The sequence below is a fragment of the Salinibaculum rarum genome (assembly GCF_030505615.1).
Classification (GTDB): Archaea; Halobacteriota; Halobacteria; order Halobacteriales; family Haloarculaceae; genus Salinibaculum; species Salinibaculum rarum.
Map to the genome: position 1 here is coordinate 264,867 of NZ_CP129994.1, position 24,686 is coordinate 289,552.

At 52.1% G+C, this 24,686-nt stretch carries 20 protein-coding genes; 2 read left to right on the forward strand and 18 right to left on the reverse strand.

Translation table 11 applies throughout. The features are described from left to right. Positions 1–213 precede the first annotated feature (213 nt). Positions 214–4,119 carry an MATE family efflux transporter gene (locus QYL91_RS16765; RefSeq protein ID WP_302084041.1) on the forward strand — a complete coding sequence of 1,302 codons (3,906 nt, stop codon included), beginning with the start codon at positions 214–216 and terminating at the stop codon, positions 4,117–4,119. 79 nt (positions 4,120–4,198) lie between these two features. Here QYL91_RS16765 and QYL91_RS16770 read toward each other — a convergent pair whose 3' ends face one another. The 14 genes from QYL91_RS16770 to QYL91_RS16835 form a co-directional block, all read right to left on the reverse strand. Then, positions 4,199–5,035 (reverse strand): hypothetical protein, encoded by an 837-nt coding sequence (locus tag QYL91_RS16770; RefSeq protein ID WP_302084043.1) that lies wholly within the window; start codon positions 5,033–5,035, stop codon positions 4,199–4,201. Positions 5,036–5,108: 73 nt separating this feature from the next. Further along, positions 5,109–6,497: a hypothetical protein gene (locus QYL91_RS16775; RefSeq protein WP_302084045.1), complete on the reverse strand. Its 1,389-nt coding sequence runs from the start codon at positions 6,495–6,497 to the stop codon at positions 5,109–5,111. Positions 6,498–6,965: 468 nt separating this feature from the next. Next, entirely contained in the window at positions 6,966–7,814 is an 849-nt protein-coding gene (locus QYL91_RS16780; protein ID WP_302084047.1) for a hypothetical protein, read from the reverse strand. A 194-nt stretch (positions 7,815–8,008) separates the two neighbouring features. Further along, positions 8,009–8,416 (reverse strand): hypothetical protein, encoded by a 408-nt coding sequence (locus tag QYL91_RS16785; RefSeq protein ID WP_302084049.1) that lies wholly within the window; start codon positions 8,414–8,416, stop codon positions 8,009–8,011. A 100-nt stretch (positions 8,417–8,516) separates the two neighbouring features. Continuing rightward, a complete protein-coding gene (locus QYL91_RS16790) occupies positions 8,517–11,417 on the reverse strand; it encodes a VWA domain-containing protein (protein ID WP_302084051.1) in 2,901 nt (966 codons plus the stop codon). A gap of 169 nt (positions 11,418–11,586) precedes the next feature. Continuing rightward, complete coding sequence (locus QYL91_RS16795) at positions 11,587–13,146, reverse strand: AAA family ATPase (RefSeq protein ID WP_302084053.1); 1,560 nt, start codon at positions 13,144–13,146, stop codon at positions 11,587–11,589. 222 nt (positions 13,147–13,368) lie between these two features. After that, positions 13,369–14,706, reverse strand: a complete 1,338-nt coding sequence (locus QYL91_RS16800; RefSeq protein ID WP_302084055.1) for a hypothetical protein — start codon at positions 14,704–14,706, stop codon at positions 13,369–13,371. An 801-nt stretch (positions 14,707–15,507) separates the two neighbouring features. Beyond that, positions 15,508–15,738: a hypothetical protein gene (locus QYL91_RS16805; RefSeq protein WP_302082966.1), complete on the reverse strand. Its 231-nt coding sequence runs from the start codon at positions 15,736–15,738 to the stop codon at positions 15,508–15,510. Between the two features lie 245 nt (positions 15,739–15,983). Beyond that, positions 15,984–16,196 carry a hypothetical protein gene (locus QYL91_RS16810; RefSeq protein ID WP_302082968.1) on the reverse strand — a complete coding sequence of 71 codons (213 nt, stop codon included), beginning with the start codon at positions 16,194–16,196 and terminating at the stop codon, positions 15,984–15,986. Between the two features lie 378 nt (positions 16,197–16,574). Then, the gene (locus tag QYL91_RS16815; protein ID WP_302082970.1) at positions 16,575–17,687 is read right to left on the reverse strand and encodes a helix-hairpin-helix domain-containing protein; all 1,113 of its coding nucleotides are present in this window, start codon (positions 17,685–17,687) and stop codon (positions 16,575–16,577) included. Between the two features lie 149 nt (positions 17,688–17,836). Next, complete coding sequence (locus QYL91_RS16820; protein WP_302082973.1) at positions 17,837–18,169, reverse strand: hypothetical protein; 333 nt, start codon at positions 18,167–18,169, stop codon at positions 17,837–17,839. Between the two features lie 206 nt (positions 18,170–18,375). Further along, the gene (locus tag QYL91_RS16825; RefSeq protein WP_302082975.1) at positions 18,376–18,693 is read right to left on the reverse strand and encodes a hypothetical protein; all 318 of its coding nucleotides are present in this window, start codon (positions 18,691–18,693) and stop codon (positions 18,376–18,378) included. Next, a complete protein-coding gene (locus tag QYL91_RS16830; protein WP_302082977.1) occupies positions 18,690–18,971 on the reverse strand; it encodes a hypothetical protein in 282 nt (93 codons plus the stop codon). The genes QYL91_RS16825 and QYL91_RS16830 overlap by 4 nt, the downstream gene beginning before the upstream one ends. A gap of 19 nt (positions 18,972–18,990) precedes the next feature. Beyond that, positions 18,991–19,434: a hypothetical protein gene (locus tag QYL91_RS16835; RefSeq protein ID WP_302082980.1), complete on the reverse strand. Its 444-nt coding sequence runs from the start codon at positions 19,432–19,434 to the stop codon at positions 18,991–18,993. Positions 19,435–19,823: 389 nt separating this feature from the next. On the opposite strand from QYL91_RS16835, the gene QYL91_RS16840 reads away from it, so the two are divergent. Then, positions 19,824–20,873, forward strand: a complete 1,050-nt coding sequence (locus tag QYL91_RS16840) for a PAS domain-containing sensor histidine kinase (protein ID WP_302082983.1) — start codon at positions 19,824–19,826, stop codon at positions 20,871–20,873. On the opposite strand, the gene QYL91_RS16845 is transcribed toward QYL91_RS16840, so the two are convergent. The 4 genes from QYL91_RS16845 to QYL91_RS16860 all read right to left on the reverse strand — a co-directional run bounded on the left by QYL91_RS16845 (position 20,852) and on the right by QYL91_RS16860 (position 24,272). After that, positions 20,852–21,310: a hypothetical protein gene (locus QYL91_RS16845; protein ID WP_302082985.1), complete on the reverse strand. Its 459-nt coding sequence runs from the start codon at positions 21,308–21,310 to the stop codon at positions 20,852–20,854. The two genes, QYL91_RS16840 and QYL91_RS16845, sit on opposite strands and share 22 nt — an antisense overlap. Positions 21,311–21,603: 293 nt before the next feature. After that, positions 21,604–21,756: a hypothetical protein gene (locus QYL91_RS16850; protein ID WP_302082988.1), complete on the reverse strand. Its 153-nt coding sequence runs from the start codon at positions 21,754–21,756 to the stop codon at positions 21,604–21,606. 62 nt (positions 21,757–21,818) lie between these two features. Further along, positions 21,819–23,456 (reverse strand): toprim domain-containing protein, encoded by a 1,638-nt coding sequence (locus QYL91_RS16855; RefSeq protein WP_302082990.1) that lies wholly within the window; start codon positions 23,454–23,456, stop codon positions 21,819–21,821. A 132-nt stretch (positions 23,457–23,588) separates the two neighbouring features. After that, positions 23,589–24,272 (reverse strand): hypothetical protein, encoded by a 684-nt coding sequence (locus QYL91_RS16860; protein ID WP_302082992.1) that lies wholly within the window; start codon positions 24,270–24,272, stop codon positions 23,589–23,591. Between the last annotated feature and the right edge of the window lie 414 nt (positions 24,273–24,686).

A 24,686-nucleotide genomic window follows, 5' to 3' on the forward strand; every position in this document is an offset into this window, starting at 1 on the left:
ACGGCTGGTCTATCCGGGGCGTGATTTTATATGATTCAATCCAGAACTAGAAAACGACAGCCCCGCACATCGTGCGTACGCCAACCACTCCACACAATCATTCAAGACTGCCTTATGACTGATTCATCACCCACTATTTGGGCTCGCGTCCTCCTAGCGCTTCGTCAGAGTTCAGAACGTGCTCGAATTGCGTTCCGAAATACGGCCGCAGCAATGCAGATTCTTACTAGTGATGTGGTTTACGGGCTTTTGTTTACACCACTTATTTTTGGGTTTGATTTCTCCGATCTGATCCCGGATCTTGATATCTTTTCGGGTATCCAAGATGCGTTCTATTGGGCTCTTAATTTGATTGCTGATGGTGTTCTGGGTGTTGCTGCTGGTCTTTTTATTGATGGGATGGGGCCTCTCCTTATTTATGAGAATCCGATTTATTTTGATGCTCTTAACGAAGTTTGGGACAAGAGTTTCAAGGTTTATTTCATCATATTACTTCTTGGTGTCTTATCATATCTTGCAGTTATGCAGGTGTTCCCGAATATTGATGAGACTGATCTTCACCGGATTGGGGAACGAATTCTCATTAGTATGTTTCTCGTCGTTATCTCTAAGCAGCTTTTCGCATGGTTCGTTGCGATGACAAATGGCATAGCATCGTTTTATTATCCGACATCTTACAATATGCAGTACGCGTCTTCAATCACTGGAGAAGTCATTGGGCAATTCGGTGGTGCTGTTGTTGCTGTGGCCATTTTGAAGATTAGTAGTGGTCTTCAACTAATCTCGATTGGCCTCTTGTTCTATGTTGTTCTTGCTATGAGAATGCTGCTCATCTACAGTGTATATAGTCTTTTCCCCATTTTTATTGCTATGTGGGTGTTCGATGTTGGCCCTGCGAAGTATGCAAATCAATTTGCAAGTCTTCTCTTCAAAGTTACTGCTGTCCTGTTAATGATGGGGATTGTCCTTTCGGGGATTCTCGCCGTTGGATCAACAATTGCGGGGACACCTGGTGGGAGTGGTGGGTTTTCCAGTCATCAAGTCCAACCACATGGACCTGATGGCATTTACGGTGATCTTGGTGAGACTTCAGGGATTTCAACCGACGGGCAATTTGCAGACGACGCAGAATATGGATCGCCTGGGGGGCTTGCTGATTTACTTTTCCAGTTGTTCTCTTTCCTCGGGAGTATCTGGCTTATGATTGCTGTGACGCTCAGTGGATTTGGCATATTCCTCTCAGCTGGTGCTGGGTCACCAGGAGGGGCTGGTGGTATGCGCGGCGGTAATAGTCCTGGCGCAATGTATCGTCAGTCACGCCAGAACCCTGGCGGTGGTGGTGGCGTGGAAACAGGTTTCGCCGGCGGGAATCCTGGTCCTGGTGGCGGAAGTCCTGGGCCCGGTGGTGGAGCCGGTGGAGCTGGTCCAACGATGATGAATGATGGCGCGCCGCTTGACACGAGCGGACTTGATAACACTGTGCCGCTTCGTGAACAGGCTAGTCATGGTGTTGCGCAAGCTCGTGACACTCTCGCTGATAAGACCGGAATGGATCGAATTCGCGGACTTTCCAGCGAGAATCTCAAAGGGAAAATGCAGAGTACGCATGAGCGTCTTCGTGGAGAAAGTGGAGACAACGGAATTACCAATTTCGGTGAGGAAACCTCATGGGGAGACAAATCTACGGGTGAAAAAGCATATACTGCGCTCTCTGACGCTGCTGGTAAAGTCACGAGTGCTGGTTCAACATACGGCTCACTTGTCACTTCGTCTGGTCAAGAGAATATTACTCGACGACAGTCGATAGATTTCGCTAAGCCGCGCTATTCAGACGATGAACTCCCCGGTGATCTCACGGGTGAAGATGTTAACTGGGCAAAACCAGAAAAAGTCAAAGAAGCCATCCCACATGCGGGTGGCGCTCCTGCGCAGGGATATGGGAAAGACCCGGATGGATTCGGTGATATGTACGGTGAGTCTTGGACTGAGCGGAGTGGCGGCCCGGAAGGTGCGCAAGCACCGGTTGCTGACGAACTTCGGGCTAAGTCTGAGCGACTCCGGAGTGGTGATACGTTCGGTGGAGAGAACCCGCGAGCGGACACTGGGTTCCACACTGGTGGGCCCGAAGAAATGGAGACGGGACGGCCTCAACCAGGAGAGAACCCTTACAATGATACTATGGATGGTGGTATGGCTGGTGGAGCACGCGACCCATCGTATAGGAGTCGGCAATCTGAGGCTGAGACAGCAACTAAAGAAGAGATGCAGGGTATTTACCATCATTCTGATGAAGAGATGACGTCTGCTGCTGAAGCAAGTGCAACGCACAAAGAAGCTGAAAAGTCTGCGTCCGCAGGGCAGGCTGTGAGTGGTGCAGAAGGGTCTGTTGGGATGGCGGACATTGATTATGAAGATGCTATCCAGCGTGCTGATCAACTCGTTGCTGAGCACGGACAGCAGACGCATACGCCTGGGCAAGTTGTGAATCACGTTGAAGGATTGATGCGAGAGGGATACTCCCGGCAAGAAGCTTGGAAGCAAGCACAGAGCAATCTTCAGAGTGGAGAGCTGTGGAGTCAAGAGGGTGGTGCAACAGCATTCCGAAGTCGGTTTGATTCGGAGACCGCAGAGTTGCTAGAAACACAAGCTTCGCAGTGGGCAGGTGGGAAACCGTACTCTGCGAATGATGTGATGGCACGCGCCAACAAGTACGTTGAGCAGGGGATGGATCCGCAGGACGCATTGGTGAAAGTTCGGCAAGACATTGAGACGCAGGAGACGTTCTGGGGTCACACCCAAGCAACTGGGCCTACCGCGCCGAACGCATCTGATGTCTCCAGTGAAGCCTTCGAGGACCTCCCATTTGATGACGATGTTAGTTACGACGCGCTGGAAGAGAATCTCGAGGCGTATCACGATCTTTGTGATGATTTCCGGATTCCGCAAAAACGCTTGGAGGTTGCACTAGAACACCAGAAAGAGATTGGTGCATCACCAGAAGTTGCAGCAAAGCGCATCCGTGAAGTCGTGGACAAGCATGAGACAATCCCCGTAGGTGAGTTCAAGCAGAACGAAGTTCTCAGTGATGCATTCGGTGCTGAAAGCGTTCCGGAACATCTCCGCACAAGTAACGCTGACCGCCGTATCTTGATGGAACGCGAAGGAGAAACGGGGCGATATGCTGGACAGCTGTTCCGGTATGAGACGGAAGATGGCCGGACAGTCTGGGGGAAGAAAATGAAGAACGATGAGGGCCCAGCTCACCTGATTGCTGGTGAGACAATGGACCGTGTTGGTGTGAAAACGCCGGATATGCACTACGACATCGATCAGAATTTCACACGAATGGAGAATATTGAAGGAGAGAACATCAAGACACTGTCGCGCGCTCAGCGTGGTGCACTCGATGATATGGATGAATTGGCTGTCCAACCAGATGATTTGGATGGAGAGTCTTACAAACACGCGGTTGCGTCAATGACAGTTGCAGGGAATCACGACTTCAACGCCGGGAACATCATGTTTGATGAGAGCGGCGAAGCAGTTGTTGTGGATCAAGACTACACAGGTCATGACCGGATTAGCACGGCTGCTGTTGACAAGATGGCAACGCAAGGCGCTCAACACGCTGAGAATCTTGAGCTTGATGTGAGCAAGCAAGAAATCCAAGAAGAAATTGAGGCTGTCGCTGAGGAGATGAACCCAGAAGAACTCCGGGAAACAGTCTCGTCGCGGGTTGCTGACCGGATGGGTCCAGAAGACATCGAGACAGCTGATGTTGATGCAGCCGGCACTGACATGACTGAAGAGAAACTTGCTGAACTTCAAGAGCAGCAGCAACAGCGTATCGTTGAAACGAACCGCCGCGTAGACCGTATTGTCGAGAACGCTGAACGAGTCCGTAGCGGTGAAGTTGAACTCAAGACTACTACAGAGGGTGCAGGTGAAGCAGGTGACTCGCTCAAACCGCATGAGGAAGCCGCCCGAGACATCATCGATGATGTCCCGAGTGATGTGGACGAGTCGGTGGTTGCTGGTAAAATCCAGATTGAGAAGGCAATGGGCGGGTCAGATATGACGTGGGAAGATGCAAAACAAATAGCCTTGGACTCCTTCTAGACCTGCGTACTGTTTCTACAGGTTGAGCAGGGTGAGTGCCTCGGGGCTTGACCCCGAGGCGGTTGACGCGTGAGATAGGTTAAGATTCATACGGGTTTGACGGCCCGCTGTTGGTGTCTGAGTTGTTACCCGATTTCTGAATCTCATCTGGCATTGAATCCGCATCGATGTTTTGGGTTGTCACGAGACGATCTATGTCATCACGTTCTGGGTCAGGGGCTCGTTTCCCACCAGCGATAATGTGTGGATCATTAATCGGGAGGCCAGTTACACTATCGATGACGACTGCGTTGAAGCTCTGTCCTCGGAGGCGTTTCACCATCTCAACTGCATTGTCTAACGGGACGCGATCGTCTAACTTTTCGAGGACGGTTTCGAATCGTCCACTTACATCTCCGAGAATTGTTTCTGTCTCGGTGTCCCAGAATCCTTGTGTGACTGGTTGCCGGTTGCTGTGAATTTCTGAGACTACAACGATATTGAATCGGTCTGGATAGTCGTAGTTTTTGTACAGGTCATGCGCTCCTGGATTCACTGTTGCGACATCCCAGTGTTCCCAGGCGGTGAGTTCCATATGTTCCTGTTCGCTGAGATCGCCGTAGCGTTCAGCGTACGCGTAGTCACCGTCAAAGAAGATGTCTTGCTCAGTATCTGCATCGTTACGCGCTGGGATACCAGCGACGACAGGCGGGATGTTGAATCGTTGGAGAGTTGCTAATGGGTCACTAAACCCTTCAAGGAATCCGTCTTTTTCAGCAGACACCCATTTCTTGAAGGACTTGTACGGGAAATCATCGGGCGCAGCATCTTTGCCGTGATTTTCAATGATCGCGCCATCAATAGTGCGCCCCCATTCTGTTCGCTCAGCAGGGTTTGTCGGGTCACCACCACGTGGGACAGTGTAGAAAATAATCATTGGTTGCTTGTCTACGACTAAGACTGGGAACAATTTAATCTTCAGGGCTTGGGGCAATGCGATGGTGGTCGGCTCATCGATAGTATTCGTGTGGGCCTGCTGATTCTCGGTGAGAATCCCGAGTTGGTGCCGGTAATGGTGAATCAAATGTATGTACGAGTTCTGTGTTACCAACGGTGAATCCGACGCTTGTCCCGGCAGCGTGTGATGGGAGTATTCCTGCTGGGATCGTTACCTGTTGATACCCTTCATAGTGTGCCCAGTCTCGGAGTTTCGCAAGTAGCCACCCCGCAGTTTGGGTTGGATATGCAGTCCCACTATCTGCATGCACGCCGACGTGAAATACTGACGCGTTTTGTGGGTCTTCACGACCACCAATAGCGGCGATAAGTTTATCGTTGTAATTTGCACCGAAGATTGCCGGGTTACATGTACACTCGCTAAGCTTCTCAGCAGAGCATGTACAGAAGCCATCAATAACCGGCGTTGTGTCACTGAAGGTGCCGTACTCAGTGAGGAAGTTGGCAGCACGGCCGAAATCACGTTGTATGGTTTCTTCACGCGTCATCCGGAGATTACCGACGCTTGGTGCATTATCAGGCAATTCACTGAATTCAGCGACGGGGATAGAGTCACGTCGGTTCGCTCGTGGTTCGATGTTCCCTTCCGGTCGGAGTTTAGCAATCCACCGCGATTTTTCCCGCGAGTTTGACCATGAATCTCGTTTTGATCGGTTGGTCCATCCATCACCGTCAGCATCGACAGTGCCGGCATATTGGAAGTTTGCTGCCTTGTAGATCGTGCCTTCGTTTTGGTTGGCAACCCCGGAATAACTCACGACCGTTTCATATCCTTCCAACGCAGCCCACTCGAGTGCGTGTGAAATTAGCCACGATGCCGTGTTTTCACGGCGTGTTGAAGCAGCCTTTGCTGTGTCAGTGGCGTTTCCACCGCGAACATCGGGATGAGATGCATACCGTGTTAGTTCTCGTGTACGCCCTGCACTTACTGTCCGTGTCGTATTCGGACTTGTTTTTTCAGCACTTGAGGGGGTATCCCATAAGTCGAAGGTCATCCCTTTGCAGAGTTCTGTTGCCGACGGCCGTGTTAGTGTCGTGACTGCACACAGTGGCCCGGGTTCATTTTCACCAACTCGACGAGCTCCGAACGCAGCGTTGGCGTATTGATATCCGCCGCGTTTGTGATCGATCAGAGGATGTTCAAGGAATCCACTCACGATGTTCCGACTACGTTCTCGTGACAGCTGGAGATTGCTGACACGGCATCGCGGCGCAATTTTGACGTGGTATTCTGTGTTCACGCTCGCTGCGGGGTCTCGAAATCGCATGCCGCCTTGCGCAGGTTCACCGAGCCCCCATCTTTCCCACGGGTTTTCAACGTTTTGTGCAACAATCCCGAGTACGCCTCGATTTTGCATTTCTGCAAGCGCATCTATGCTCACGGTTTGACTGCTGAGACCAGGGGCGTATCCGTCAAGCCACACGACGTCGACGTGACCCTTCCCAGCAGGACGCAACCAAGCGTGCATGTCCCGCCGTTGCAAGTACACGACATCTCCAGCACGCGGGTCATCATAGGGCGTAACACTTGGTACCGGCGCAGATGCAGTCCGCGAACATTGCGCATCATCGGCTTTTTCTTCATCGCTGGTTTGCGCAGTGAGTCCGCCGAAAGTTGGTGGTTCCGTGGGGTCAGTGGCTGTTACTGTCGTCCCACTTCCATCGGTGCGCGGTTCAGGTGTGTCGTCACTTAGAGTGTCTTGAGATGTAGTGGATGTGTTTCCGGTAGCAGTGGACCTGTCTGAGTCAGCAAGGTTGTTGCCGTCCTCTTGGGTTTCCGAGAACGCCGATAACGGTGGTTGAGACATGAATTTACTGAGGAGGAACCGCAGGAGTTGGGTAACGCGCTGTTACGGCATTGCGGAGAGGTATTGCGCTGGATCGTGTTCAGCGTAGACGTCGTAGTTCATGAGACGTCGGAACCGGGCGTGAATGTCACTGACGAGCGTGGTGAAACTGTCTTCAGATGCCATGAGAAGTGCAGCGATTTCATGCTTGCAGAATGGGCTGTTCCAGAAATTCTCGATTTTGTCCCCACACGTACACACAGTGACGCCGTACCATGGCACGAACGGGTAGAGAGATCCACTTGGCGACTCTGCAACAATGAACGCCTGTGGGAGATCATATCCGAACTCAGTGATTCTGGTGACGCCGTCGAGCTCTGACCGATGAATTGTTGGAAGTTCAGCGTGCTCATTATCGCGGTTTTGGACGACGTGGTACACTGTGAAGTCGATATGTCCCGTGGTTTTCTTATCGTGTGGGACGTGTGTTGGTGTGCTCGGATTGAATTGGGGATGCGAGTTCAGCATTCCAATTGCGCGTTGGAACCTATTTTCCAGTTCTGAGTGCATTTTCCCGTACCATTCGTCGCGGTTTCCACGCATCGTCTGCATCTGTTCGTAGATTTCACGCAGTTTCGCCTCGACGAATGGGTCCGCTTCATCATGTGTGATACGGTCACGGAACGATTCCATATCCAGCACGGTTTCTTTTTCAGTTGTCTGGCGTTTGTTGATGGTTTGCCTAGCGAATTCAAGCCCGTGCTCGATGCCGCCTTGTGCGAAATCTACTCGGAGATACTGTTCGACACGGCCGACAACTGGCGTGTTGTCGTTGAGGTGTGGTTTAGGAAATGCCTCGGTGTCTGGATGGTGGGCTCGTGCTGGGAGATTAAGGTCGTGTGTCGTAGGCATAATGAATCATGTTCAGTACAGTTGATTGCTTGGTGCAGTCTTGGGTGCCACTGTGGACAGCGGCGGGCGCGTCACTCGTGCTTTCCGCGCCCGCCGCTCTGCCGGGGAACTCCTAGTTTTGGGTGTTAGCCTTGATTGGTTCTAAGCCTCCTTCCTCAAGGAACGAGTGTTGCAAGTGAGTAGGGTAGCGTAGTTCACTCTCGATGTCTGCGAAGTAGTGCTTTGTAGGCATGTAGAATACGATCCTGATAAAGGAGACCGTAGCCTCCAAGATAGAGTCCAGAAAGTGCTACTGTAACTCCTGCGAGTATGAAATCTATGTTTCTTTGCGTGAGTATCGCATATCCGATGAACACTGTGAATGATGTTGTCATCGTTTCCAGGCAGATTCCGGCCATGTCAAGTGGCCCAAAAATATCGCCAATCGTGAGTTTCTCTGTTGTTTCAAAACTCTGCCATAGGAGCACTAGGCTTGCACTATATAGTCCAAGCACCGCGAGTTCAATGCCTGTGATTCCTACATTGCGTATTGCCACTTGGTTAAACGTGCCTGCAATCTGAGTGACAATCAGAAGGCTGGTGCCAATGAACAGGCTGGCCATTGCTGCTGGTGTCCAGACTGGAGGCCGGAATTGCGCCACACTAGTCGTGTATGAGATACGCAAAGAAAAGTGTCAGCGTCTCTTCGTCGGCAGATGGAGTCTAGAAGGCGATGTCGTATGTGATGCGTTCGAGGGCATTACTGAGGTCATCTGGTGAGTGGACGAAGGCGTGTGTATCGTAGTACGTTGCTTGGTCATCAAGTTCGGGTGGAATGTCACCTTCATCGTGATGGAATGCAAGTGTCAACCCCATCACGGGCATCATCGCCTGTCGGAGTTCCTCACGATACGCCTCTTCGTCGTGGGGCTGTCCGTCCGTCACGCTCAGAACGAACGTTGCACCTCGTTCAAGTTCAAGGCGCCGTCGCGCAATGTTCAGCGGGTCGTGCAGCGGTGTTCCGCCATCCGTCTCCGCAGTCATCAACCGTTCTTTCGCCCGGTCGATGTCCTGATCGAACGGCGAGATGAGCCGGCCACGGTTGTCGAACATATCGATGATGCACACGTTGATACCGAGGTCTTCGAGGCCTTTAGCGAAGGCAACAACGCTTTTCTCGGCAGTTTCAATCCGGTCACGCATCGACCCGGATCGGTCTAGGACAATGACCACCGAGTAGTCTTTCTGCTCCCCTTCATCGACGCGTCGCATCACGTTCGTGGAACCGGTCTTCACACCGTGCAGCCGTGTTGTGTCCGGCTTCCCAGTGTTGACACCGTGATTCCACTCATCACGCTGTTCCATCTCAAGCCGTTGTTTCAGGAGTTGCGTCACACCGTGACTTTCGTCAACCGCAGTGTTCCACCGCTGTTCAGAGTACGACTCCTTGTCGTCGATGTTGAACTCGATTTCCGTGATATTCCCCTCACCAGCACCGTCTCCGCCGTCGTTCCCATCAAGTGCTTCGGCGAGATTCTCCAGTTCCTGCTTCAGCTGGTTCTCTTCACGCTGTTGGTCGCGCTTCTCATCACCGAGACGTTCTTTCGACTGCTGGATGTGATCTTCGTCAGGTTCGTATTCCTCACCCACGTCCGGGGGCTGTGACGGATCTTCCGTTTCACCAGCATCGACTTCGTTGTCTCCATCTTCATCCTTGCCAGGTATCGATTCTTCCTCGTTACTGTCATCAGACTCACCAACATCACCATCACCGTTGTCGTCACTATCCTGCGACCCTCCGGTGTCACCACCGGGAGTACTCTGGTCAGGACCTTCGTTGTCATTTCCATCGATGTCTTCACTCCCGCCGTCTCCGTCGGTGCTGTTTCCGGCTTCGTCATCTTCGCCATCGCTATCGCCGTCTGCATTGCCATCTTCGCTCCCATCTTCGGCGTCATCGCTATCCCCACTATCGGCACTACTGCCACCCGCGGTGTCGTCGTCATCATCGAGGAATTCACCGAGTGACTTCTGCGTCCGGCCATCATTCCCGGTGTTTTCATCGGGATTCTCACCATCACCACCCGAAGTATCACCGTCAGCATCTTGCTTATCGCTCCCACCTGCACCATTGTCACCAGCGCTGGTATCCTCACCATCGCTGGCACTCTCCTCGCCGTCGGTTTCACCGTTACCCGAGTTAGACTCAGTACCTGACTCGGATTCAGTGTCCCCGGTGTCACCTTCACCGGCGCTACCAGCACTGTCGCCATCAACATCTTCACCATCCGAGCCTCCGCTGGCCTCGGCGTCGCCCTCTTCACTACTAGTGTCACTGCTTGCATTACCGTTGTCGCCGTCACCGTCGCTGTGCCCCTCCTCATCACCGGCGTTGCCACTCGCGGCATCACTGCCTGCGTCATCGCCGTCACCAGCAGCCCCGTCGTTGTCGTCATTTTCACCATCATCGGCTTCAGATTCGGATTCCGCGCCTGCATCCCCGTCGGCGTCTGCATCTTTATCCGCGTCTCCACCGTTTGCCTCCTCCTGTTGAGCATCTTCGTCAGTGTCAGCATCAGGGTCAGCCTGCTGCGTCGTGACCTTCTGCATCTGTTGACTCGCCTGCTCCTGACGCTGTTTCATCTGCTGCGAGGAATTTTGCTGAAGTTGAGACGCTTCCTGCTGTGCCGACCCGGAGTTGTTCTGGCGGTCGTCGCCTTCTTCTCCGTGCGGCTGCTTCTGGTCCATATCCTGGTCCGAAAGATCATCCAGGTTGAACGCTTCACGCAGCACTTCGTCTTGCTCTTTTAGGTACTCAAAAATCCGGCCCGTACGCTCTTCCGGATCACCGATCGTCTGCACGTCTGCAAGCATCTCCCGGAGTGACGGGAGCAGTTCGAGGAACAGTTCCTTATCTTTCTCAGAGGCAAACTGCCATGCGTCGTTGTCCTCGTCGAGAACCCGGTCTACAAATCCAGTGTTACACTTCCCAAGGTCGATGCTCGCAGACGGGAGTGCCTGGAAGATGTTGAGATTCTTCCAACGTTCGCCTTCCTGCTCATCAAGTCGATTGATGAAATTCTGGTTCTTGATGGCAAGTCGCTCCGCGACATTTTCACCCTTATCGGCTCGAAGAGCTTCCTCAATCGCAGCGTCTTCAGCCGCATTCCAGACTTTCACGTGGATGCCTTTGTCGGCTTGCGGCGGGCCGCTGAGAAGGAGTCGATGCAGATCAGAATTCTCGAAGTACGCGTTGACCGTCCCCTGATCGGTGTACAGGATGTGGCCGGCCTCGTGAATCGCCCAAGCGTACTGGATTTCTTTGTCGAATACCTCTCGGTCAATGTCTGTCGTCCGCTGTTCGACTTCACGCGTTGGGATCTTGATGACCGTGGGACGACCACTGTTGTTCCCCGTTTGTTTGACACTCGCCGTGTGAGCGTCATCGCTGAGGATGACCGTGAGATTGGCTTTCTTCGAGGGCGTGTGTGTAGACACGTAGGTTTCGATGCTCTCCTTCCGATTGGGGCTGGAACGAAGCCGGTAGTGTTTCCCGCCCTCAATGTCGGAGAGTGCCGAATTGCCGTCCGTGTTTGGTGAGATGGTGAATCGGTGTGAGCTCATGTTTAGTGGGAGTTCGAGTAGGTGCGCTGAGTGGTGGCTTCCTGGGCACAGCCACGCGGTGCGCCGTCACCCGGCGTGTCGCCGGCGCACCGCTGGCGGCGGACACAACCGGCACGCAACCGAGTGGGGGTGGACATTTTGAGCGAGAGACGCGATGAATGCGCGATGTTCAGTACACCTGGTCGATGTGGTCTTTGATGAGTTCCTCGACAGCTTCTTCTTTGTGTCGCGGTCCGAGCGTCCCCTTAACGACAGTCTGCGTTGCGCCACGAAGGTTATCGATACCGTCGTACATGTCTGCGACTTTCAGGATGTCACGCGGCGAGAGACGCGGCACGTTGTTGTTCCCGGTTTCGACTTCGTCGCGGAATTCCGCCGCCATATCGACGAGATCCTGGATTTCGCCTTGCTTGAGGATACGCCGGTCCTCGTTGACCATGTTGTCGATGAGGTTGACCTCCTTGTCCGCGGGGAGATACGGAATCGGGATGTTCTGGAGACGGTTCTTGAACGCGTCGTTGAGTTCGTGCGTCCCACCGTATCCCTGTTCGGGCGGATTCATCGTCGTCACCATCCGGAATGCCGGATGCGGTTCGATAACCTCGTTGCGTTCTTTGACGTATAGCTTCGGGTCACGCTCCGTGAGCTGGTGGAGTGCCATCGTAATCTTCGGCGGTGCCGCGTTGATTTCGTCAGCGAGCAGCGTCCACCCATATCGCACACACCGTGGGATCGGGCCATCCTTCCAGATGATACTCCCATCCTCGCTGATTTTGTGAATCCCGAGAAGGTCCTGCGAAATCATCGAGGAGTCCATGTTGATCGTGATGATCGGGCGGTTCGTCTTCGCCATGATGTACTTGACGAGGGTGTCCTTCCCGACGCCGGCGTGCCCGACGAGATTTGGCGTGTAGTTGTTCTTCGCCAGAATCCGGCACACGGCCTCGATGTCTTCCTCACCCGTCTCGATTTCTCGTGTGTACAGTGGATTGTAGTTCTCCACGTCGTGCGTGAAGGGGTGGTCCGGCTGTTCCTCGAGAATCGGGAGTCCGTTGAGGTGCTGATGTCGGCCCTTCGGCTTCCCGGCCGGCTGGTCTACGTCCGCAGCGAGATGTGCCGTTGCTTCGAGGTCGCTCCCGGCTTTTTCCTGTGCTTCGTACCAGGATGCCGTCCGAGTGAAGGCCTCACGCGCGATTTCGTCAACCGCATCGATGTTCTCGCTGGCTTCAGCTTTGAGCTCTTCCGCAGTGGTTTCGTTAACCGTTGGGACTGCTGCAAGGTCATCTACCTCAGCATCAGCGATTTCACGGAATGAAGAAAATCCATTCTCTTTGAGGACCTCTGCCGTGTTTTCCTCTACATCAGTTAGTTCCGTGAGATCGTCCGTAGAACCGTCATCACCGTCCGGCGAATATGCTTCATCATCGTTGTCTTCGGAGTCGCTCACATCGGCATCTTCCAGTGTGATGTCGTCCGGTTGGTCACCGACCGTATCGACACTCACAATCGTGTCTTGTCCGAGGCTGTTTTCCTGAATATCCACGTAACTGCCTTCCACGACAGCCATCACTTCGTCGTATTCGTAGTCTGTGGATTCTTCGACTTGCGTGACAGCGACGTTCGCGCTGACACGTCCATTGTTTTCTTTCCGGCACTTTTCGAGGTGATGCGTAATCTGTCGGAGTGTCTCTTTGTCCAGATTGGATGCGTTGATGTCAGTTGCGCTCATAATGAATCACTGTATGGGGTTTCGGTTTGGTGCGGGGTGCGCGGCTGCGCCCAGGGGAGTGCCGCGCGGGCTCCACTCTGCCTTGATGGCCCGCGCGGCCGCTGCGGGATATTGACTCTCAAGTTTCGTGGTAGTTAAACTCTCAGCGGTGTGACGACCATGCGGAACCCGTTTTGAAGCCGGAGGTGTTAGTCTCATATCGATCAGAAAGAGAGGGCGTGGTCAGAAGTTGAGGAGTTTCTTCTGCTGGCGGCGCATTGTATCGCCTTTCTCAGCGAGTGTTTGTGGTTGATGTGACGTGTCCACTGCGTCAATCTCGTCGATGTTCGTATCTGCGAGCGTGACTTGTTCAGGGTTAACTTCTTGCTTGGCTTGTGCTCTGTTGATGTCTTTCTGGTATTCAGTCTCGACTTTCCGAATCTGCCGTTGTGGCTGCCGCACGATGTTTGACGCGATTTCAGCGTAGGCACGGAATGTTGCGGATGCGTGGACGTCACTGTCACCCTGCCCTTCGAAGTTACTTTCGAGTGAGGTTAGGAGACTGTGTGATAGCGTCCACGCGGTAACTACGAGATCGTCACTGTGGGCTTTCGCTAGTTTTGCGGCTGGCTCGGCGTAGTCTTCTGGGATGTCCGCAAGGTAGTCGAAGAATTCCACAATGTCGTATCCAGTGTCTTTGAAGTCGATGGTGATGCTCTCGGCACGCGTGATGTCTTGCAGGAGCTCGTCTGTGTAGGTGAGAATGCGGTCGTATTCGTCACTCCACCATTCGCGGATGTCTTTCGTTGCGTCATCCTTTTCACCGACGTGCCGTCGGCTATTCCGCGGCCCGAGACCGTACATCCATGTGCCGCGTTCAGCATCGAATCCGAAAAGCCGACTGTCGAATGCACGACCGCCCGTGAAGTTGTATCCGGTCTGAATACCCATGTAGATTGGGCGGTCACGGTTGTCGTTAGCATCTTCTTGCTGTGGAGGATGAATGGTCTGTGAGTTAAACAAGACGTACAGGTCGATTTCACCACCGTAGTTACGGATGCTTGCCCATCCAAAGATGTCGTCAGCCTCACCTTCTTCACGGAAGGTGCGCTGCGCAGGGTAATACGCCTCAGCAGGGTTGATGATCGTGTAAGAATCCGTAGCGATTTGCCATCGATACTTCGTGTCGTATCCAAGCGCGTCTAGTGCTTTTCGGCGGTCGTCAACAACATCGACATAATCAGTCACGTCGACGAGACGGTCAGCGTCATCAATGAGTTCGGGATTAACGCTCAAATCGTCGATGTCGAAATCAACGCTCCGAGTGTCGAATATGTCTTTGATGCGTTCGACATCAACGGTGCCGTCGGTGTTGACGAAATCATTGACTGATTTGAGATCTCCAGCGTTAGCTTCAGGGAGCAGCTGGATGATGTCTTTGAATGTTGCGTCCGGTGAGGTACTCACGGTTTTCCCGAGACGGGAGGCGATACTGGCAGGTATTTCGCCATTGTCTTTCGGTGTGAGACCAGCAAAGGGGATGCGCTGACGTTCTTCGATGAGGTGTTGTTTGTATTGCATGGTGTTTCCTCCGGTGGGTATGATGTTGTGCGTCGGGTCGCTGGCTGGGAGGTCCTGGCTTCCCGGGCACCCCGCCGTTCGCGGCGGGCGCGTCACTTCGGGTTGTTGCGCGCCCGCCGCGACCCCCGCGTTTCGCAGGGTGTCGCGGTTTTGTTGCGATGGTGGTGCGTGTGGGAGTGAGTATCCACAGTGAGTGGCGTTGAATGCAGGTGCTGCGCGCGCCCTGCGGCCCATTGGGTATGGGGCTGTTTTATCAGCGTGTTGGGTTACAGTGTATGAATCTCACCGGGATAAACGCTTGGCTTTCATTTGATTATTGACGTAGTATAAAACAGGTAACGTATCCGGTTAATTGCAAGAAACCATAATTAAAATGATGGTCTTAAAAGAAGTTACCTAGCCGCGAACCCATCAATAATAAAGAGTTTCTTCTCCTCCCTCCTCCAAATCCTGGATGTGAATTTTTGCAACCTCCCCAGGCACCGATAACTCCTTCACTTCTCCAACTGCCTCATCCATTGACGACGCTCGAACAGTATGTGCTTTCGACACCAATACCTCAACGCCAAACGTCCGACTATCATCAGCAGACATCATCACCACCTCAAAACATCATACTCCGAGCGCGTTCCTCAGCTTCAGACAACGACATCGACACGATCGACCCTTCCATAACCCGAGTTTCCTCACCACCACTTGCTGGCTGTGATACTCGAACCCGGCCATCATCAGTTTCCTTTGCCGTTACCACATCCTCATACGTCACTTCACCCTGCTTCGTTTTGACAGTGACTGTAGGCATCACGCAGTCACCCCCGTCACTGTCTCTGCATCACACCGGTCAACCTCTATCATTGCCACAACAGAGAAATCATCATCCCGCCCCTCACGTTCAATAAGCGTCGTTAGGTGCTCACGAGCTTCCTTCTCTGTGTCGAATACGTTAGGATCTTGCTGAGAGAGTTGTTTCACGAGTTTGTTCGACGAACGACGCAGCACGCCATATTTCACAAGTCGAGTTTCTTGAGTCATCAGTTGTCACCGGCGCCTGTGCCGCGTTGCGCTCTCACATCCTGAGGGGTGTCCCCCAAGCGGGCACATCCGCGGCGGGCAGGCGCCATCTGACGGCTTCTGCGCCTGCCCACCGCGCGCTTTTTCCACTTGGTGGTTCCCAGTGCAAGCGCTCCCTGGGGCCGACTTCGGCGGCCTTCCTGGGAGCGCTTGCGTCACTCAACGCGCGGGTGGGGCACCGAGACACGTTCTTTCTGCTGCACTCGCTAGAACTCTTCTTCGTCTTCAAATCCGCCTTCCTCAAATTCTGACTCCTCGTCAAACCCTTCTTCTTCTCCCTCTACAACGCCTTCCACCGCTTCTTCAGCGACATCTTCGACGACTTCGCCAATTCCTTCATCATGACTGTGGTGAGTGTGATTGCGTTTTGAGTGACTACCTAGTCCCAATGCCTTCTTGATACGGGTAATCAGACCCATATTTGTTGGTACTGGTGTGAACCGTAAAAGAGATAGTGTGGTGTTTGCTTTTGTGAGATTCACAGGTTGTCGTCTTCCCACGCTTCAACGAACCCTTCTAGAGTGAATGCCTCAAGTGCCGTTACTTGGCAATCTGGGCAGTGCCACCTGTGAACATAGCTGTCCCCTACCCATTGTGCGTCGCCTTCAAGAATTAGATTGCCGCGACAGTCGTTTGCGTCCTCTGCGTGCGGAAATGCGAGTGTTGGTTCATCAATGTGCATAGAGATCACAGAGCCGGGGTATTTGCGCCGACTCCACTCCATATTGGTCGGCGCTTGTTGTGCCGCCTCGGCGAGGAAAACCAGCGAAGCGGTGTCCTCGCCGAGGCAAACACTTCTAAAGTAGTGACGTTAACGTTGCTTGGTCTGGCGGAAGGTCATTGGAGTCGAGTTTGTGATGGTAGTTATCGAGATAGAGTTTTGCACCGGTGCGGATTGCTTCAGCTGTGGCCTTCCCAACAAAGGTGATGTCTTTGAGATTTGTCTTTGGGACTGACTGAAGGTTAGGGATTTCTGTGAAACCGTTTTCGTAGAGTCGTTCAGCGGTTCCCGTGCTAACCCCTTCGAATTGTTCAACAATAGCAACGAATTCGTCTTTTGAAAGTGTTTTCAGAGGTTTTTCAGAGATTGAGTCTTCGGATGTACCTGGTGTGAATTTTGGATCAGTTATCGGTGTTCCGGGAGTTATGTTCTTTGTTTTGTTTGGATGGGCTGACAGTGGTTTTTGAGGTATTTCGGAGTTGGAGTCTGCTTCAATTAGGAGGTCGCGGCATGTTGGACAGAGTAGGAAGGGTCCTTCAATATCATACACAGTAGATGTTGTGTCAAATTCTGCAATTCCGCTTTTTGGGGTTGCACAGATTGAGCAGGCAGTCTCAGCTGATGTTTGTGTTGAGAAACTCGATGAATCGATGGTTTCTATGTTGATCTTCTCTGCTAATCTTCCTAAGAAGATTTTGCGTTGAGTGTGCCAATGTTGGAGAGCAGAAGCACATCTGTTGCAGATGAACGTATTGAGATATGATTCAATTTCCATTCGGTTGGATCGGTCTCCTTTTAGCCACCAGTCAAATCGGTCTTCCCAAGTTGGTTCCCATGTCTTTTCAACAAGGTTTAATTCAGTGATTCCGGCTGAAGCCTGGTTACTATATTGGCATCCATATTCACTTTTCAGGTGGTATGGATGTTTATCCAGTCGAATTGTTGAGTTCGTTCGTGCTAGTTGGAGAACCGGTTTATCGCTGACATCAGCACAGATTGCTTCCAATGTATCTGTGAGTTGTTTTTTAAGAGTGCTCCCGTCTGATTTTGACACTCGGAGTACTGTGTCATCAAAAATCACGTCAATAGTGTCGTTTGGGCCGCGTTCTGCACGAATTTCTGCGTCTTGGTCAGTTAAGAGAACGTCTGGTTTGGTATCTGTGTTGGTTTGATTTGATTGTGATGTCATGGTTTCGGGATTTCAGATTCTGTTTTTGCGAGGATTGGTGATTGCTGGGCCTCTGCTTAGCGGCACGCCTTCAATTGAGAAGTATGGCGTGCCGCTAAGCTGTGCGAAACACCAAGCAAGTGTTAACAGTAGTTGAAAGTACAGTTCTTTTATTCAGATATTGGTGAGAATACATCTGTTGCTTCTTCCCGTTTTATCACAACCTGATGAGAACTGCAATCAGGACAGGCCCATTCATCGTGTGTTTTGACATCAGATGTACTCTCCGTGAAAATAGGCCATATTGTCCCGCACTGGTCGCATCGTCCAGAGTATAGAAATGACCATTGCTTCATCTCTTCCCACCAATCTACAGGAGATTCTGTGGCGATACAGAGTGTTTCAGTGTGCCCCTCGAAGTAAAATAGGTAGGGGAAGAAGGTGGTTTCTGAGTCATCTTCTGTGCCCGTTTTCTTGGTCTCCGTGACATCGGATAGATTCATAACTGTATGTATGGGAGAGAACAATTTAAAATATTGGGTTTCAAAGCCGATATACAGGCGTTTGTTTTTCCTTTGGCCAGACTATTCACTATATTTTCCTTTAATCGTATTTCTGATTGTCATTGTCTATCTTGTGGTTGTCTTCTGTTTGTTGTGACTATGTTTCAGAGTTTCTCTAAATAACAAAAGCGTATTTTCGACCACTGTTAAGCAACGTGACTGTGCAGCGTTACTTTTCCTTGGCGCCAAGAAACGTATAGTCCTTCAGCTGGCAAATTCTTGTCTGCCTCGAAGTGCGTGGATTTCTCTCCTTGAATCACTTCGACGAATTCACCGCGATATAACGGGTCGGTCACTGTCCATAGTATCGGCCGCTCGCGGTAGTCAACATCAACAGCAAGAACATCTCCTCGTTGAATCCGCATCTCAGCAACAAGGTCTTTTGAGTCCTTCTCAGTGTCAATGTCAGATTCGGTGAAATCAGAGTCTGGGTTCGTCGGTTCCGTGAATTTGTCTCCTTTCATTGTCCGAACCCCGGTTGATTGAATGGGACATTTAATCCGTAATGGGTTTCAACGTATTCAATCGCGGTTTCTAGACCACCATTGAAAATCACGCCAATATTCACTTGCTCGTTACTGCTGTGAGTTGTAACGGATTTCGGCACCCATTCGTTGTAGTCGAGATCGAATGGAGTGAAGATGAACGTGTGAGCGTTTTTGCTCCCAGATTCACTTTCAACGATAATTCGAAGACGGTTCTGCTCGGGGCGTGCATCAATGCTTTCAGTGACTGTGTACATATTGGGAGAGAATCTGTGACTAATCCCGCGTGTAGTCTGTCGGAGACTCGTCTTCAGGCAGATCCTGGATTTCCTGGATTGTCACGTAGAATGGCCCGTCCCATTGTTTAATCCAGAGTGGTGCTCGATCGTGGTAACGAAGCCCATCAGACTCGTATGATCTGTCGTCAGGTAGGATACCGTCATCTGTGAGCGCGTCTTCGAGTGGCATCCACCACTCTTCTTTGCCTTTACTGTCTGCTTTTCGTGCGTAGTCACCGGACCAGCGTTGTGGATGGAATCGTGCTTTGATTGCCGGTCCAGAAATCGGTTTAACAGGTGTTTTCTCCTCGATTTCGAAGTGAGAGGGTGAGAGGCCAAATGCGTTTTCTGCTTCGGTGACTGCTTGTTTCTCATTCGATGCGACAACCGTGATCGTCTTTTCAACACGAATCGTGTATTTAGATTGCTCAGTTTCTGTCATTGTTTCACCGCGACGCGCTCAGACACCGCGTTCCCGGTTCACACCCGGGCACCGGCGGCACGCCGCACCCTGCCTCGTAGGCGTGCCGCCGTGCTATCCGCTCGCCTTTTCTAGGTGGTGTTCGCGTGACCACGTCGTCAAGACGAAGTCGAGACGACGCGGTCACAGCCGAATACCCGTGTTGCGACCCCGGTCATACTTGACCCGGGGTCGCCACGAAGCAGCAGATAGCACGGCAAACAAGTCACATTTTGGTTGAGACATTCGTTCGGAAGGATGCCGCGATTTCCTTCACGGAGGATGTCTTGTGCCCGTGAGAGACAGATTCTCCGCGCCACCGTGCATGGGATGACATTCATTAGGCTCTATCGGCAAGTGAAATACAGTGAATGACATCCAACAGCGAGAGTGAGACGGACCTCCGAGGATTCATCAAAAGTTCGCCGGACGCAATTGTGATTGCGAACCCTGAGACAGGAGAGATAGTTGATGTGAGCAAAGCGGCTGAGGAGTTCTTCGGGTACACGCAAGAAGAATTGTGCGCGATGGAGGTAATCGACCTTCATCCCGCTGATGAACAAGAACAGTATAGACGACTCTTCGAGACGCATTTCGAACACCAACCAGCTGTTGTTTCCCAATTTGACGACGGGTCACCGTTGTATGCGGTGACGGCTGATGGAGAACACATCCCGATTGAGATTAATTCTTGGGCGATTGAAGACACGGAGTACGGTCAGCCGCTTTTCCAAGGCGTGTTCCGAGATATTTCGGAGCGTCTTCGACGGCAACGTGAACTCCAGTATCAGAACGAGCGACTCGATGAATTTGCTAGTGTCGTTTCGCATGATTTGCGGAATCCGCTGAATGTTGCGCAAGGCCGTGCGACACTTCTTGAACAGGAGTGCGAGAGTGAACATATTGACCCGTTACAGACTGCGTTGGAGCGGATGGAAGAACTCATCGAGGAGACGTTGACACTTGCTCGAAACGGTCAGCAAGTCACTGAAATGGATTCAGTCAACATGACGAATTTACTCGGGAATTGTTGGAATGTAGTTGATACCGCTACAGCTACGCTCGAGTTTGAAGACGACATAGTAATCCGCGCTGATCCTGACCGCTTACGGCGCATCTGTGAGAATCTGTTCCGGAATGCCGTTGAACATGGTGGTGATGACGTCACTGTCCGAGTTGGTCAAGTAGATGAACAGACAATCTACATTGAAGATGATGGGCGAGGAATCCCCGAAGACGAACGGGATGCGGTACTTGAGGTGGGATATTCGTCCACGGCTACTGGCACCGGATTAGGATTAGCGATTGTGCAACGACTTGCTGAAGCACACGAGTGGAATGTCACGTTGATGGATGGTGAGTCCGGTGGTGCACGATTCGAGTTCACCGGTGTGACCATTCAGCGGTCGAATGAAAGTTGAACGACGTAGACAGGTCCGACACGGTCAGTAACAATATCTTCGACGGTATCCCATGTTACGACGGGACGCTGCCGCGAGTGATCTGTCCCGTCGTACAATCCGTACCGGTTGGTTTCAGTGCCGCTGATGAGGTGACACGCATATCTGAAGTCCCAGTCGTCGAGGAGTTCTGCCGTGGATTCATCTCCAGTGAGCCGGTCTTTGAGGTCTTCGAGTTCCGGTTCTAGGTTAGTGACCGCGGTTTCGAGGGCAGTGTTGATGATCTTGGTAGCTTCGTTGGTTCCATATGCAGCGATTTTCTCGCATGTGATATGGAAGAGATGTTCGTCGAGTAGTTTTTCAGGAAACGCTGTGGCTGTGTCTTTCAGGTATGCTTCGTGCTCATCTTCAGGAATACTCTGTTCAACGCGAATGAGAACGTTAAGTGTCTCAGTCATTTGTTAGTGGCGGCGTCACACGGTGTTGCTCGTGTCATCCCAAGATGTACTCAACAGTTTGCGCGTTGAGGGTCGCGGTCCCGGGAACGGTCAACCCGCGTGACTCCACTCCATCGTGGTGTGGTCACGCGGACGACCACCTTTGAGGTGGTGTCCTCAGCTGTGAGATGTACACTCAGCTGAACCGGTGAGTGTACATCACAGCGTCTCTTGAAAGGTCGTCCGCGCAGACTCGCCGTGTTGTTCGTGCTTGGAAAGTGAACTGGAGGATGAGGCGGAGGGGGATGTGGTGGCTACGTTTTTTCGTGAAATCGTTCGATGTCGCGTTGGATCGTGTTAATTCGTTCCGTGAGATCCGCAGCGGTGTTCTCATCGATTGCGCCTTGCAGTTTGAGTTCTCGGACGTGATCGTGGAGGAATGCCGCTCCATCACTGACTTTTGCCATCACTGACGAATAGTGCTGTCACGCACTAATATGGTGGGAATCCGCAGAATTGGCTTTGTGGGTTAGTTAGTGATGGTGGGGCGGCCAGGCGGGATTCCGAGGTCGTCATCGATGAACGTGAGCGTTTTATCGTAGTCAGTTTCATCAAGACGTCCATCGTCACTTTCTGGGATATCGGACGGCGAGACAATGTTGTATTCGTCGGCAACGTGCAGAATAGCTTTTGCCGGGATGGGGTCGTCATGCGGGATGAGTTGTTGTTCTTTCGCATATTTCCAGACCGCCCACGTTTCTCGTCGGGAGAGTGACCCACCAGGCGAGTCCGTGGGTCGAACGCCACACTCGCAAGCGAGCCACGTCAGTGCATTGTATCCGTAGTCTGTTTTGTGGTCGTACGCGCGGAGGCGCGGTCCATTCGAGGTGGCTTCTTTGAACACTGAGAAGTAATTTGAGTGACTCACGCCGACGTGTCCGAGTGGATTGTCGCCGCGATATCCTGCGGAGATTTCACAGACATCATTCAGAGACAGTGTGAACACTGCACTCCCGTAGGAAGAATCCATATCATCGGTATCTTCGATGCGTGATTCGATGTGCCCGCGTGTTTCTGCGACTTTGACACCGGTGTTGGTCTGATTAGTGTCAGCGGTTTCAGTTGGCGCGTATTCCTCGTATTTTGGATGTTCGGTGGCACGGACTGCGGTATCGAAGTGTTCGTTAAGAGATTCCGGGTTGGCATCACGGAGGAACGCAGCAAGATCGATGGCATCGTTGTTGCCGCGTGGGAGTTCTACGATGTGACTCTCGATGTCGTTAACATCGAGGTGTGCAGCCATCGTGACAGCGCCTTTCAGTCCAGTATCAGCGGTGTCGTTGTCGTTAACGATGTACACTGGGTCGGCTTGCGAGGCGAACTGCACGAGCTTTGAGAGGTCGTCGTGTTTGACTTGCGTGGTTGCGGGCGTGATAGCGCGATACCCGTGTTGGTGTGCCATAATGGCATCTGTGATTCCTTCAGTGATGATGAGTGGTTTCTTATTGGCAACTGTGTACGCTCCGTACAATGGTTCGGAGACGACATTGTCGTTCACCCAGGGTTTCTTCACGGTTTGTTTGATGTATTTCCCGGGACGATCGTCAGTCCGGTTGGTGCGGCGAGCGATAAGATACCGGTATGCGCCGTCTCCGTCTTGATACGGGAATACGATGCGGTTATCCCACCAGTCACGCATCCACAGCTGGTCGTTAGTGTCTGCCCACGTAATCACGGCCTCCAAATCGATGTCACGAGGTTGAATTTCGCCGTGTTCACGCAGGCGTGCAATCTCGTCAAGAGTGGGGAAATTGTGCCGGCAGTCGCTGGGGTCACACGAGTAGACGTGCTTGAGAACACCATCCGTAGCAACGCCAGCTCGGAGAATTGTTTGCGGGCTGAACCCCTGTTTTTGGAGGTGTGATATGAGGTCGTTTGTGCCGTCGACGTACCCGATGTTGACATCGCGGATGGTGTCACGAGTGATTCCCCATCGTTCAGTGATGAGACTAGCGATGGTGTCAGGGAGGTTTTCGTGGTAGTATTCAACGGTCGCATTAAGACAAGCCTGGATTTGCTCGTCGTCATTTAGGGTGGCGCCAACGTCTTCTGGCGGGTTATCGTGAAGAAACTGTGCAGTGTCACTGCTCGAGGTTGTCTTGGTCATGGGTCTGGGAATTACGTGTGTGAGGGACCCCGCGGGACTGGAGCCTGGAGCGGGGCGCACTTCACTTCATACTGTGGTGCGCCCGCGCCTCCCGTCTCTGCAACCCGTTGTTCGAGTAGGTAGAGGGGCGGGTCATGTTCTTGGGAAGTTCGGGAGGTTGGCGAGAGCGTTGTCAGGAATGTAATGGAGGTCTTTGGTGTTGTCGAAGTGGATCATGTCGTATTTTCGCATCACTTCGATGTAGGTGTCCCATGCATCTCCAGTGAGGAACTGCACTGGGTGGATTTCGATTCGTGCTTCGACTGGATTCAGTGAGATGTCTAGGTGTTTTGTTTCGACTCCCTGTGCGGTGAGCCAGTCGGTGAGTTCGTTGAGCGTGTCCGTGGTGATGCTGTCAAGAGGGTCTAGAATGTCGTACCCGGCTTTTGTGAGTGTTTCACGGTATGTGAGTGGGAAGACTGTGTGCTTTTTGAACCGGGTTGTACTCCCAGTGCGGTGGCTGACAAGGTCGATGGTTCCTGCATCGAGAGTGTTAACGTGAACGTAGTAGGTGTCGCTTCCGGGAGCTGGTTTTTCGCGTGGCGCGCGTCTCTCTTGGAGAAGTGTTAGTGTGTGTGTTTGTCTGTTATTTGTAATTGGGCTTTCCCCGACTTTTGTCGTGTTTGGGTTAGAAGGACAAAATTCGTAGAGATATGAGGTTCCGTCTACGATTTCTCTTCCCATTGCTATTGGCGTTTGGTGTTGACACCCAGTGTAGACTGCGGTGCTCCTGGACTCACCGTTGTAATCATCCGTTGGTGAGTTAGACGCTCCCATAGTTATCTCAAATAACACGTCCAGTTATTCACATATAAACCTTCCCTATTTATAATCCCGGAATAGCTACAAATAACCAGTTAAACCTCAGCAGTAATGCGCGCTACATTTTGAAAAATTCCATGAGGACACCGGCATCCAGTGCTCCTAAGTCCTGCCCACACCCGTCACACCAATGTACAACTGTGCAAAGACGGTCACCTGTCCCCACGTAAGAGAACTCTCCCCCCGCCGACGTATAATATTCCACATCAACCGGCTGTTCGCCGATGTATGCATTCCCACACTCCGGACACTCAGTTCCAGGAGTCCAATCCGTCGAAGGATGATTCTGAGTTAACACGGTACTGAGCGAATCAGAAACACGATCTTCTGCACCAATCCCACCACGAGGGACTAATAATCCTGCCGGTG